This is a genomic window from Sneathiella sp. P13V-1 (genome assembly GCF_015143595.1).
Lineage (GTDB): Bacteria > Pseudomonadota > Alphaproteobacteria > Sneathiellales > Sneathiellaceae > Sneathiella.
On sequence record NZ_WYEU01000001.1, the window covers coordinates 1177441 to 1189765 of the forward strand.

General features: G+C 51.1%; 9 protein-coding genes. 6 read left to right on the top strand and 3 right to left on the bottom strand.

Annotated elements, in window-relative coordinates; translation table 11 throughout:
- The first annotated feature begins 63 nt into the window (after positions 1-63).
- From GUA87_RS05700 to GUA87_RS05720, 5 genes are all read left to right on the top strand, one after another.
- Positions 64-2952 (top strand): 2-oxoglutarate dehydrogenase E1 component, encoded by a 2889-nt coding sequence (locus GUA87_RS05700; protein WP_193715531.1) that lies wholly within the window; start codon positions 64-66, stop codon positions 2950-2952.
- A gap of 12 nt (positions 2953-2964) precedes the next feature.
- Positions 2965-4260, top strand: coding sequence for a 2-oxoglutarate dehydrogenase complex dihydrolipoyllysine-residue succinyltransferase (gene odhB / locus GUA87_RS05705; protein ID WP_193715532.1), 1296 nt, complete (start codon positions 2965-2967; stop codon positions 4258-4260).
- A 30-nt stretch (positions 4261-4290) separates the two neighbouring features.
- Positions 4291-5694, top strand: coding sequence for a dihydrolipoyl dehydrogenase (gene lpdA, locus GUA87_RS05710; RefSeq protein ID WP_193715533.1), 1404 nt, complete (start codon positions 4291-4293; stop codon positions 5692-5694).
- Positions 5695-5778: 84 nt separating this feature from the next.
- Positions 5779-6387, top strand: a complete 609-nt coding sequence (locus GUA87_RS05715) for a glutathione S-transferase family protein (RefSeq protein WP_193715534.1) — start codon at positions 5779-5781, stop codon at positions 6385-6387.
- A 21-nt stretch (positions 6388-6408) separates the two neighbouring features.
- A complete protein-coding gene (locus tag GUA87_RS05720) occupies positions 6409-7593 on the top strand; it encodes an MFS transporter (protein ID WP_193715535.1) in 1185 nt (394 codons plus the stop codon).
- Here GUA87_RS05720 and GUA87_RS05725 read toward each other — a convergent pair whose 3' ends face one another.
- Genes GUA87_RS05725 through fsa form a run of 3 tightly spaced genes read right to left on the bottom strand, consistent with a single transcriptional unit; the run spans position 7594 to position 9923 of the window.
- Positions 7594-8595, bottom strand: a complete 1002-nt coding sequence (locus tag GUA87_RS05725) for a tyrosine recombinase XerC (protein ID WP_321575876.1) — start codon at positions 8593-8595, stop codon at positions 7594-7596.
- Positions 8531-9250 (bottom strand): DUF484 family protein, encoded by a 720-nt coding sequence (locus GUA87_RS05730; protein ID WP_193715536.1) that lies wholly within the window; start codon positions 9248-9250, stop codon positions 8531-8533. The genes GUA87_RS05725 and GUA87_RS05730 overlap by 65 nt, the downstream gene beginning before the upstream one ends.
- A gap of 16 nt (positions 9251-9266) precedes the next feature.
- Positions 9267-9923, bottom strand: coding sequence for a fructose-6-phosphate aldolase (gene fsa / locus GUA87_RS05735; protein ID WP_193715537.1), 657 nt, complete (start codon positions 9921-9923; stop codon positions 9267-9269).
- 182 nt (positions 9924-10105) lie between these two features.
- On the opposite strand from fsa, the gene GUA87_RS05740 reads away from it, so the two are divergent.
- Positions 10106-12286: a primosomal protein N' gene (locus GUA87_RS05740; protein ID WP_193715538.1), complete on the top strand. Its 2181-nt coding sequence runs from the start codon at positions 10106-10108 to the stop codon at positions 12284-12286.
- Positions 12287-12325 lie beyond the last annotated feature (39 nt).

Consider the following 12325-nt stretch of genomic DNA (forward strand, 5'->3'; position numbering starts at 1 on the left):
TACTTGTTTGAAACTTTAATTTACTTTTGGGGGCGGGCCTCGTGTCCGCCCAAATGACCGGAAATGGCTCAGCAATTGGACAACTCTTCCTTTCTTTCCGGCTCCAACGCCGGATTTCTCGAAGATCTCTATCTTCGCTATCAGAATGATCCAACCTCTGTAGACGCAAGTTGGCAGCAATATTTCCAGGCCCTCGGTGACGATGCCGAGACTGTTGTCGCCGAAGCAAACGGCGCTCCCTGGACTCCCACGAACGGAACTAATCCTGAAGACGAATATGGTATCCTTGGTGATGCAGCCTATCGCGCCATTGAAAAGGCCGAAAAGAAAGGCCTTCCTCAGCAGGATATCCGTGCAGCGGCTGTGGATACGATCCGCGCGCTTATGCTTATTCGGTCCTACCGGGTTCGTGGCCATCTGAAGGCCAATCTGGATCCGCTTGGACTTGAAATTCCAAAAGAACACCCTGAACTGGATCCGCGCAGCTATGGCTTTGCGGAGGAAGACTGGGATCGTGAAATTTTTATCGATAACGTGCTTGGATTGGAAACATCGTCCATCCGCGAAATCCTTGAAATCGTAAAGCGCACCTACTGCAGCACCATCGGTGTAGAGTTCATGCACATTCAGGAGCCCGACCAGAAGGCGTGGATCCAGGAACGCATCGAAGGTCTCCATAAGGAAGTGACATTTACCCCGGAAGGTAAAGTTGCCATCCTGCGCAAACTGATTGAAACCGAAGGGTTCGAACATTTCCTCAACGTGAAGTACACGGGTACAAAGCGCTTTGGTCTGGATGGTGGTGAAGCCCTCATTCCAGCAATGGAAGGCGTGATCAAACGCGGCGGTCAGCTTGGCGTTCAGGAAATTGTTCTGGGTATGCCTCACCGTGGTCGTCTGAATGTTCTGACCAACGTGATGGCAAAACCTTACCGTGCAGTATTCTCTGAATTTCAGGGCAATCCAGCGAACCCGGAAGATGTTGAAGGCTCTGGTGACGTGAAGTATCACTTGGGTACATCTTCAGATCGTGAATTTGATGGCAATAACGTTCACCTGTCCCTGACAGCGAACCCATCCCACCTTGAAGCGGTGAACCCGGTTGTTCTGGGTAAGGCGCGGGCGAAACAGGCACAAATCGGAAGTAATGTAGGTGGTAAAGTCATGCCTTTACTGCTTCACGGTGATGCCGCTTTTGCCGGTCAGGGTATCGTGGCGGAGTGCTTTGGTCTGTCAGAGCTGAAAGGTTACCGTACTTCCGGTACAATTCACTTCGTGGTGAATAACCAGATCGGCTTTACAACAAGTCCGAAATATTCCCGCTCCAGCCCGTATCCATCTGATGTGGGCAAGATGGTTCAGGCACCTATTTTCCACGTGAACGGCGATGATCCTGAAGCGGTTTGTCACGTTGCCAAAATCGCTACCGAATTCCGTCAACAGTTTGAAATTGACGTTGTTGTGGACATGTTCTGCTACCGTCGTCACGGCCATAACGAGGGCGATGAGCCTGCCTTCACACAGCCGCTGATGTACCGGACTATCGCACAGCATCCAACAACGATGCAGATCTATGCCAAGAAACTGATCGAAGAAGGTACTGTTACTGAAGATCAGGTGGAAGGCTGGATCAAGGAATTCCGTGACTATCTTGAAAAGCAGTTTGAAACAGCCAACAGCTTCAAACCAAACAAAGCCGACTGGTTTGAGGGTCGCTGGCAAGGTTTCGAGCGGGCTGATCAGGGTGCGCGCCGCGGAACAACTGCAGTTGATCTTGATATACTGAAATCCATTGGCGAGAAACTTTGCGAAGTTCCAGAAGGGCACAATGTTCACCGGACATTGCAGCGTGTTCTGAAGAACAAGCGCAAGATGATCGACACGGGTAAAGGTATTGACTGGGCAACAGCCGAAGCCTTGGCATTTGGTTCCCTCTTGAAAGAAGACTATCCGGTTCGCCTGTCCGGTCAGGATTGCGGCCGCGGTACTTTCTCTCAACGTCACTCAGTCTTTGTGGATCAGATGACAGAAGAACGTTATCTGCCGCTCAATAATCTTGGTGGTGAGCAGGCCCATTATGAAGTGATCGACAGTCTGCTGTCTGAAGCGGCTGTTCTGGGCTACGAATATGGCTACTCCCTAGCGGAACCAAAAGCATTGGTTCTTTGGGAAGCGCAGTTTGGTGACTTTGCCAACGGTGCACAGGTTCTGATCGACCAGTTCATCTCCAGTGGTGAAGCAAAATGGCTGCGTATGAGTGGTCTGGTGATGCTTCTACCGCACGGTTATGAAGGTCAGGGACCAGAGCACTCCTCAGCACGTCTGGAACGTTACCTGCAACTGTCTGCGGAAGATAACTGGCAAGTTGTGAACATCACGACACCAGCCAACTACTTCCACGCGCTGCGTCGTCAGATCCATCGTAAATTCCGTAAACCACTTGTGGTGATGACACCAAAATCCCTGCTGCGTCATAAAGATGCGGTTTCCACACTGGAAGATATGGGGCCGGGGTCAACCTTCCACCGTGTTCTCTATGATAATGAGAAACTCTGTGAAGATAAGGATGTGAAACGGATCGTGCTTTGCTCCGGTAAAGTTTACTACGATCTGAAAGCACGCCGCGACGAGATGAACCAGAAAGAAACTTTCTTCCTGCGCCTTGAGCAATTGTTCCCTTACCCGGAAGAAGCGCTCATGGAAGAGCTGAAACGCTTTACGCATGTGGAAGATATCGTCTGGTGTCAGGAAGAACCTAAGAATATGGGTGCCTGGAGCTTTATTGAACCTCAACTTGAAGAGACGTTCAAGAATGTTGGCATGAAGAAAGTAACACGTGCGCGCTATGCGGGTCGTGCGGCTTCTGCTGCAACAGCAACAGGTCTGCTGAAAGTTCATAACCGTCAGCAAGACGCCCTTGTAAATGATGCACTCGGTCTCAAATCCGAATAGGAAAGAATTGAAATGACTGTAGAAATTCGTGTTCCCGTACTGGGAGAATCAGTTACCGAAGCCACTGTTGGCCAATGGTTTAAACAGGTTGGTGACGCTGTTACCAAAGATGAGCCGATCCTTGAGTTGGAAACGGATAAGGTAACGCTTGAGGTCAATGCAACAGAAAGCGGTCGTCTGGCAGAAATCGTCGTTCCTGAAGGGGAAGATGTTGAAGTGGGCGCCCTTCTGGGTCAGATCGCAGCTGGTGAAGCCGGTGCGGTGGCAGCTCCTGCTCCTAAAAAGGAAGAAGCGCCAGCGCCTGCCCCTGCAGCTCCGGCGCCAGCCGCGGCGGCACCTGCACCAGCGGCTCCTGCTCCAGCACCTGCAGCGCCAGTAGCATCCGGTCCTGCGGAAGTTCTGCCAGCGGCACAGAAACTGATTGATGAGAATAACCTGAACGTTGCCAACATTCGCGGTACCGGTAAAGACGGCCGTATCACTAAAGGCGACGTTCTGGAAGCTATGGAAAATGGCGGTGTTTCGCCAGCAGCCCCTGCACCAATTGCAGCGGCGGCCGCGGCCCCAGCTCCGGCGGCACCTGTTGCAACAGGCTCACGCACAGAAGCGGATCGTGAAGAGCGCGTGAAGATGACTCGCCTGCGTAAAAGCATTGCGACAAAATTGAAAGACGCTCAGAACACAGCAGCCATGCTGACCACTTATAACGAAGTGGATCTGACAAACCTTCTGGCACTGCGGGCAAACTACAAAGATCAGTTTGAGAAGAAGCACGGCGTTCGCCTCGGCTTTATGTCTTTCTTCACAAAAGCCTGTATCTCCGCACTTCAGGAACTGCCTGCGGTTAATGCGGAAATTGAAGGCGATCACATCGTCTACAAAAACTACTACCACATTGGTGTGGCCGTCGGCACACCAAACGGTCTGGTGGTTCCAATTCTTCGCGATGCGGATCAGCTCAGCTTCGCTGGTGTTGAAAAAGGCATTGGTGAACTTGGCAAGAAAGCCCGCGATGGAAAACTTTCCATGGCGGACATGCAAGGCGGTACATTCACCATTTCCAATGGTGGTGTTTACGGCTCCTTGTTGTCTTCTCCAATTTTGAACGCCCCTCAGTCCGGTGTTCTTGGCATGCACAAAATTCAGGAACGTCCAATGGTAGTTGATGGAGAAATCCAGATCCGTTCCATGATGTATCTGGCCCTGTCTTATGACCACCGCATCATTGACGGTAAAGAGGCTGTGACATTCCTTGTTCGCGTGAAAGACGCACTGGAAGATCCACAACGCCTTCTGCTGGACGTTTAATTCTGATTTCTGTCCCTGAAGGGGGAGCTTATGAGCGACGATACATTTGATCTGATTGTTGTCGGTGGTGGCCCGGGTGGCTATACCGCTGCTATTCGTGCCGCACAGCTTGGCATGAAAACAGCCTGTGTTGAAAAACGCGGTGCTCTTGGTGGTACATGTCTGAATGTGGGCTGTATCCCGTCAAAAGCACTTTTGAAATCTTCTGAGCTTCTGGAAGAAGCGCAGCATGATTTTGAAAATCGCGGCATCATGGTTGGTTCCGTTAAGGTTGACCTTAAAAAAATGCTGGAACAGAAAGACACAACTGTTGATGGCCTGACACAGGGCATCGAGTTTCTGTTCAAGAAAAACAAAGTCACTTACATCAAAGGTCATGGTGAACTTCAAGGCGGTGGCCGTGTTGAAGTAACCGGTGAAGAGAACAAAGTGATCAAGGGCAAAAACATCCTGATCGCGACGGGATCTGAAGTGACACCTTTGCCAAATGTTGAAATTGACGAAAAACAGATCGTTTCTTCAACAGGTGCTTTGGAACTTCCAAAAGTTCCAAAGAAGCTGATCGTGATTGGTGCAGGTGTTATCGGTCTTGAACTTGGTACAGTGTGGCGCCGTCTGGGTGCTGAGGTTACTGTTGTTGAGTTTCTGGATCGTATTCTACCTGGAACTGACAACGAAGTTGCCAAAACAACGCAGCGTGTTCTGAAAAAGCAGGGCATGAAGTTTATGCTCGGCAAGAAAGTTACCGGCGCGAAAACAGCGAAATCTGGCGTAACTCTGACAGTGGAACCCTCCAAAGGTGGTGACGCAGAAGAGCTGAAAGCAGATGTGGTTCTGGTTGCCATAGGTCGCCGTCCTTTCACAAAAAATCTGGGTCTGGAAGATCTGGGTGTAGAACAGGACAAAGCGGGTCGGATCGTTGTGGACAGCCAGTTCAAATCCAGCGTTGATGGTGTTTATGCCATCGGTGATGTGATTGACGGGCCTATGCTTGCACATAAAGCGGAAGATGAAGGTGTTGTCTGTGTTGAAATGATGGCAGGTCAGAAACCTCATATCAATTACGACACAATCCCGGGTGTGATCTACACATGGCCGGAAGTTGCCACTGTCGGTAAGACAGAAGAGCAACTGAAAGAAGCCGGTGTTGAATATAACGTTGGTAAAGTTCCGTTCATGGCAAATAGCCGTGCACGTGCCAACGGTTTCACCGAAGGTTTCGCCAAAATTCTGGCGGACAAGAAAACAGACAAGGTTCTGGGTGTTCACATTATCGGCCCTGACGCCGGTACCGTGATCCATGAATGTGTTCTGGCAATGGAATTCGGCGCTTCCTCCGAAGACATCGCGCGTACATGCCATGCGCATCCAACACTCAATGAAGCGGTTAAAGAAGCAGCACTTGCGGTAGCAGGTCGGACGATTAATTCTTGACCTTTCGTTCCAGAACGGAAAAATGACAAGGGTCGACTTCGGTCGGCCCTTTTCTTTTTGTCCAATCTAATCCTCAGGTGCTCAATGAAATTCTGCTCAAGTCCTACCTCTCCTTTTGCCCGTAAAGCAATGGTGACTGCCCTTGAAAAGGGTGTTGATAATCAATTGGAAATGGTCAGCCCGGATCTGACCGATGTTTTTAAAGGCATCAACCCATCCAATCCACTTGGTAAAATTCCAAGTCTTGAACTGGATGACGGCACAGTAATTTTTGATTCTATTGTGATCGCAGAATATCTGGACAGCATTTCTGATAGTCCCTCATTGTTTCCATCGGAACCAGCGGCTCGTGCCAAAACAATGACATTGCACGCCCTTGCAAACGGGATGACAGATGCGGCTTTCACTCGTCGGTGGGGATCAACCATGTTGCCAGAAGACGAGCGCTCTCCTTCATGGAATGCCCGTCTGAAACTTGCAATTGATAAATCTTTGGATCAGCTGGAAGCTCAGATTGACGATTTCGCCGGTAAAGTAGATATTGCTGCCATCGCCATCGGGTGTGCGCTTGGGTATCTGGATTTCCGTTTCGCTGAAGAAAACTGGCGTGACGGTCATTCAAAACTGGCCGCATGGTATGAAGAGTTCGCCGCCCGTCCAAGCATGAAAGCCACGGTTCCACCGGAGGGCTAATTCACGATATTGAGGGGGGACATGAAGCCTGCAAGTTTGATCACTGTTCTGTGTATTGCAGAAGTCCTGACCATGACCCCCTTCGCCACCTTTCCGGCACTTCTTCCCTATTATTTTGAAGCGTGGCAGATCACTGGATCAGAAGCGGGCTGGGTCAACGGATCCTTCTTTTTGGGAATTACCCTGTTTGGGGTTTTTGCTTCCACTCTGACAGATCGAATTGACGCCCGTAAAATTGTCCTGTTTGGATTGTTTATGGCGCTTGTTGGTGCCATCGGATTTGCTTTTTTTGCAGATGGATTTGTTACTTCTCTGCCCTGGCGCTTTATATCAGGGGCATCGCTGGCTTGCACTTACATGCCCGGTCTTCGGATGCTGACGGATCGGTTGCAAGCAGCGTCTCATGCACGTGGGATTGCCTTCTACACCGCCTGTTTTTCAACAGGATCCGCGCTGTCTTTTCTTTTAATCGGACAGGTGGAGACATGGCTTGGGGTAGAAGCGGCCGTAAACTCTGCCATATTCGGACCACCTGTTGCGTTAATCATGACGCTTCTTGTGACACGGTCCACACCTCATCCCTCCCCAAGAGGGTGGCGGGAGCTTTTCAATTATCTGCCCGTCCTTAAAAACCGCAAATCCATGGGATATGTGGTCAGCTACTTCTGTCATTCGTGGGAATTGATGGCCATGCGGTCTTTCATCGTGGCGTTTCTGGCGTTTGCCGCGGTCAATAGCGCAGCGCCCGCTTGGATGGATGTAAGTGTTGTTGCGACCATTGTGATTTTTATGGGATTGCCTGCAAGTGTCATGGGGAACGAGTTGGCCCTTAAGATCGGACGAACACCTGCCATTCTCATTTTGATGATGACTGGATTTGCGCTTTCTATTCTGTTGGGCCTCTCCAGCGGATGGCCGTTTATGCTGGTGGCAGCCATCGCCATTCTCTACGGCACTTTCGTCACAGCCGATTCATCATCCATCACGTCAGGAGCTGTTCTGGCGGCCTCCTCGGATTCGCGGGGGTCCACCATGGCGGTTCATTCTTTCTTCGGATTTGCCGGGGCAATGCTGGGGCCGGTTGCCGCGGGTATCATTCTGGAAAGTGGAGGCGGGCATCAGGATGCCGGTGCATGGGCCATGGTTTTCATTTCCATGGGGGCGGTGTCCCTGATTGGACCATTTGCCCTTCGAATGACACGTTGATCAGGATTTTGGGTGCGATTTGCGGTAAGTTTCCAGCAGCTTTTCCGTGTCCAGATCCGTGTATCGTTGTGTGATAGACAAGGACGCGTGGCCCAACAATTCCTGAATGGTTCGAAGATCGCCACCTGCGCCCAACAGATGGGTTGCGAAGCTGTGGCGAAGCGCATGGGGAGTGGCTGTTTCAGGAAGACCCAGTTGCCGGCGCAGGTTTTGCAGTTTTTGTTGAACCTGCCGGGCACCTAAGCGGCCGCCTCTTTTCCCTCGAAATAAGGGGTCCTCTGCTTCTTTTGAAAAAGGGAGAAGGGCAAGATGCTCTTCCATTGCGCTTAAAATCACAGGCAGGATGGGAACCAGACGCTCTTTACCGCCTTTCCCCACCAAAGACATGCTGTCCCCCTTCGGCCGATCTGAAATGTTGAGCGAAAGGGCCTCGTTAATGCGAAGGCCGGCACCGTAAAGCAGGGTGAAGAGGGCCACATCCTGTGCGATGACCCACTCATCGTCATCGGGGTTAAGCTCCAACGTCGCCAGCAGTTTTTTGCTATCCGCTTCGGTTAAGGGCCTTGGAAGGCTTGCCGGGATTTTTGGGGACCGCAGAGTTGAAAGGGCCGGGACGTGAATGATTTTGTCTTTTTCCAGTTTCTTGAAAAAGCTCTTTACGGAGGAGAGAACCCGTGCCAGAGAGCTTTGTGCCAGACCATCCCGTTTCCGCACCGCTAAAAAAGCACGAATGTCTGCGGCTTTTAAGGTGTTGAGATCCTCTAAGGAGAGTTCTTTCCCAAAATGACCGGATAGAAATCCCAGAAATTCTCGGACGTCTCGATCATAGGCTTCCAGCGTGTGGGGGCTGACCCTCTTTTCAAGGCGCAGCCAGTCTATCCATCGGACAAATGCCGCATCCAAAGTTGATGTCGAGGAGGCGGGTTCCGGCATGAGCTTACCCGGCGCCGTTTTCAATCCATAGGCGCAGAAGGGATTCAGTGCAGCTTGCGAAAAACTCAATCAGCTCTGTCCCCTGATCATAATGGAAATGATCTTTATCCCGGCTACCGATGCCGAGAATGGCCCCTGCTTGCAAAGCAGGAACATCAAGCCGAATAAGGCAATCGGAGCGAACCAGATCTTTCGCCGGTCCAAAGACGGCCTTTGATGTGGGGGCATCATCGCGCATGACGATCTTGTTCTCAGGCCAGTATACTCGATCCACGCTGCCCGCTTTCAGGCGTTGCAATCCCGTCATATCCGGAAAACGGATAGGGCTGTCTTCGATGCAAAGGGTGATCACATCAACTTCCAGAACATCAGGCAGGTCTTGCGTCAGGATATGAACAAATTGCCCGAAACTGGTGGCTTCCAGAATTTCGAGGATGGAACGATGAACGATGCTTTGGGTATGCAGGTTCCCACGCGCGGCGGCAACCAGATCCCCTTGCAGGGATTTAAGATCCCGTGTTTCTTTTTGCAGCTTTTCCAGAAGAAAGGATTGCATATTTACAACCCCTTCTTCAGAAACACGGGCTTCTGGCAGGTTGGCAGCAAAAAGATCGTTATTTTCTGATAGGAAATCCGGGTTTTCTATCAGCCATTTACGTACCTGATCTTCCGTCAGTGACGTTTCAGCAGTTTTTGTTTCACTGATTTTACGATCTTTAGCCACGGCGATCTGCCTTCTATCAGAGGATTTTCTGACCAGATTTTTCCCAATCCGCCATAAAGGCGGCAAGGCCTTTATCTGTCAGCGGATGAGAGATCAGCTGTTTCAGAACCTGTGGTGGGATGGTGCAAACATCAGCGCCCATCAGACCTGCATTGACGATATGCATCGGGTTGCGGATGGAGGCCACAAGGACTTCGGTGTTCAGGTTCGTGTAGTTGTTATAGATCTGAACAATATCACCGATCAGGTTCATGCCATCCTGTCCGATGTCATCCAGACGACCAACGAATGGTGAGATATATGTGGCACCGGCTTTGGCCGCCAAAATCGCCTGCGCTGGTGAGAAGCACAAAGTGACGTTGACTTGCGTGCCCTGCTTTACCAGCTGTGAACATGTTTTAAGGCCGGCCATTGTCAGCGGGACTTTCACGGCAACATTTTCGGCGATACCTGCAAGGCGTTTGCCTTCTTCCAGCATGGTTTCATAATCGGTGGCACCAACTTCGGCACTTACCGGACCATCAACGATGTCACAGATTTCTTTGATGACTTCGATGAAATCACGGCCAGTTTTGGCAACAAGGGAGGGATTGGTTGTTACACCGTCCAGAAGACCCGTATCGGACAATTCGCGAATTTCTTCTGTATCTGCGGTATCTACAAAAAATTTCATTCTGCTATCTCTGCAATTTCGGGGGCATCAGCCATCCCGGATTATTCCACAGGCGCGCTGGTTTTCCATGTTGCTTCAGGAAACATTTGGCTCCGCCCACTTTATGGATTAGGAGTTGTAACAGCATATGCCCTCAACGCAACTTCTAAAATTACTGTAGCAAAGGCCTGACTTAAAGCAACATGAACGCTCTTTTTGATGTGCAGATTATTCGTGTTCAGCTCCCCATGGCGAAAGGGGGATGTTACGACTATTCTGTTCCGTCCCATCTGCGGGTCGAAGAAGGTATGTTTGTGAAAGTCCCGTTGGGACCACGAGAAGTTGTAGGTGTGGTTTGGCAGCTGGAGCCTGAACTGGAAGTGGCCGCGGATCGACTTCGTGACATTATAGAAGTTCTACCAACCCCGGCCTTGCCAGCTGTGGCACGTCAGTTTATCGAATGGGTCGCCAAATATACGATGCAGGCCCCGGGGCGCATTTTACGGATGAGCATGAGTGTGCCCGATGCGCTCTATCCACCTGTCCCCAAAAAAGGATATCGGCAAACCGGAAAAATGCCTGACCGTTCGACTGCTGCACGTCAACGGGTGTTGAAGGCTTTGGAAGGTGGTATTGCACGCACCATGTCTGAAATCACTGAACTTGCCGGTGTCAGCAGTTCTGTCGTGAAAGGACTGGAAGCACAAGGTGTCTTGCGCGCCGAGTTGATGGAGGTGAAATCGGCCTTCAAGACCCCGAAAGAAATTACCGATAAAGTAGATCTGTCCGAAGATCAGAAAAAAGCCGCTGATCTGATTGTAGGGGATGTGGCAGACGGGACTTTTCAGGTCTCTTTGTTGGAAGGGGTTACGGGATCAGGTAAAACCGAAGTTTATTTTGAAGGCATCGCCGAATCGTTGCGGCAGGGGAAGCAGGCATTAATTCTCCTGCCGGAAATCGCCTTGTCGTCGCAATGGCTCACGCGTTTTGAGGAGCGCTTCGGCGTGAAGCCTGTGGAGTGGCATTCGGATTTGGGATCCGGCGCCCGAAAAAAAGCCTGGCGGGCTGTGTTGGAAGGGGATGCCAAAGTTGTTGTCGGGGCCCGGTCGGCCCTATTTCTCCCTTTTATCAATTTGGGCTTCATTGTTGTGGACGAGGAGCATGAGGCTACCTTCAAGCAGGATGAAGGGGTGGCTTATAACGCGCGGGACATGGCCGTGGTACGGGGACAGGTAGGGCATCATCCTGTTATCCTGGCCTCTGCGACACCCTCACTTGAGACGATTACAAATACCGAAGCAGGTAAATATCGTCATATCCATATGCCGTCGCGATTTGGCGGGGCGTCCCTTCCTGCGGTGGAACTGATTGATCTGAAGGAGAACAAGCCGGGGGCGCAATGCTGGATTTCAGAACCGTTGGAACAAGCGGTGCGGCAGACATTGGAATCAGGTCAGCAAGCAATGTTGTTCCTCAACCGCCGTGGATATGCCCCGCTCACATTGTGTGATACCTGCGGTTTCCGACTGCAATGCCCGCATTGCAGTGCTTGGCTCGTCGAGCATCGGTTGTCACGCCGATTACAATGTCATCATTGTGGGTATAGCGCCAAAATGCCTAAACATTGCCCGGATTGCGAATCTGAGGACAGTTTTAAGGCTTGTGGCCCGGGAATCGAAAGGCTGACGGAAGAGGCTACCCGACTTTTCCCTGATGCAAGAATCGCCATGGTGGCCAGTGACACCATTACCGGGCCTGCCGCTGCCGCTGAATTTGTCGATGCCATGAGCGAGGGGCGTATTAATCTGTTGCTCGGGACACAAATAGTGGCGAAAGGCTATCATTTCCCGAACCTGACACTTGTCGGGGTGGTCGATGCTGACCTTGGCCTCGCTGGCGGTGACCTTCGCGCGTCGGAGCGAACCTATCAGCTTTTATCGCAAGTAGCGGGCCGTGCGGGTCGTGCGGAGCGGCCCGGAAAAGTACTCCTTCAAACACATATGCCAGAACATCCAGTGATGCAGGCACTTGCCTCAGAGGATCAGGAAGCCTTTATCCGATCTGAAGTGGAGGCGCGTCAAAATGCAGAAATGCCCCCCTTTGGACGGTTGGCATCAGTGATTCTCTCCAGTCCGGATCCTGATTCGCTCAAAAATGTGATGAGGGAATTATCAAGAAGGGCGCCAGAGGGGCGTGATTTCATGATTATGGGCCCCGCACCGGCACCGCTTTCATTAATAAGAGGGCGTCATCGTTTTCGTTACCTCTTGAAAGCAAGCCGAAGCACTTCTTTGCAACCGATTTTAAAAAAATGGCTGCAAGGGGTCAAATTGCCATCTAAAACACGCCTTCAGGTGGATATTGATCCCTATAATTTCATGTGATGCTGTGCCCAAAAAGTGGCATTCGTGAAAATTTGGTGA

Bases quoted from the DNA above. Each gene is read 5' to 3' on its own strand.
- GUA87_RS05700 (WP_193715531.1), top strand. From the start codon at position 64: ATGGCTCAGCAATTGGACAACTCTTCCTTTCTTTCCGGCTCCAACGCC.
- odhB (WP_193715532.1), top strand. From the start codon at position 2,965: ATGACTGTAGAAATTCGTGTTCCCGTACTGGGAGAATCAGTTACCGAA.
- lpdA (WP_193715533.1), top strand. From the start codon at position 4,291: ATGAGCGACGATACATTTGATCTGATTGTTGTCGGTGGTGGCCCGGGT.
- GUA87_RS05715 (WP_193715534.1), top strand. From the start codon at position 5,779: ATGAAATTCTGCTCAAGTCCTACCTCTCCTTTTGCCCGTAAAGCAATG.
- GUA87_RS05720 (WP_193715535.1), top strand. From the start codon at position 6,409: ATGAAGCCTGCAAGTTTGATCACTGTTCTGTGTATTGCAGAAGTCCTG.
- fsa (WP_193715537.1), bottom strand. From the start codon at position 9,923: ATGAAATTTTTTGTAGATACCGCAGATACAGAAGAAATTCGCGAATTG.
- GUA87_RS05740 (WP_193715538.1), top strand. From the start codon at position 10,106: ATGAACGCTCTTTTTGATGTGCAGATTATTCGTGTTCAGCTCCCCATG.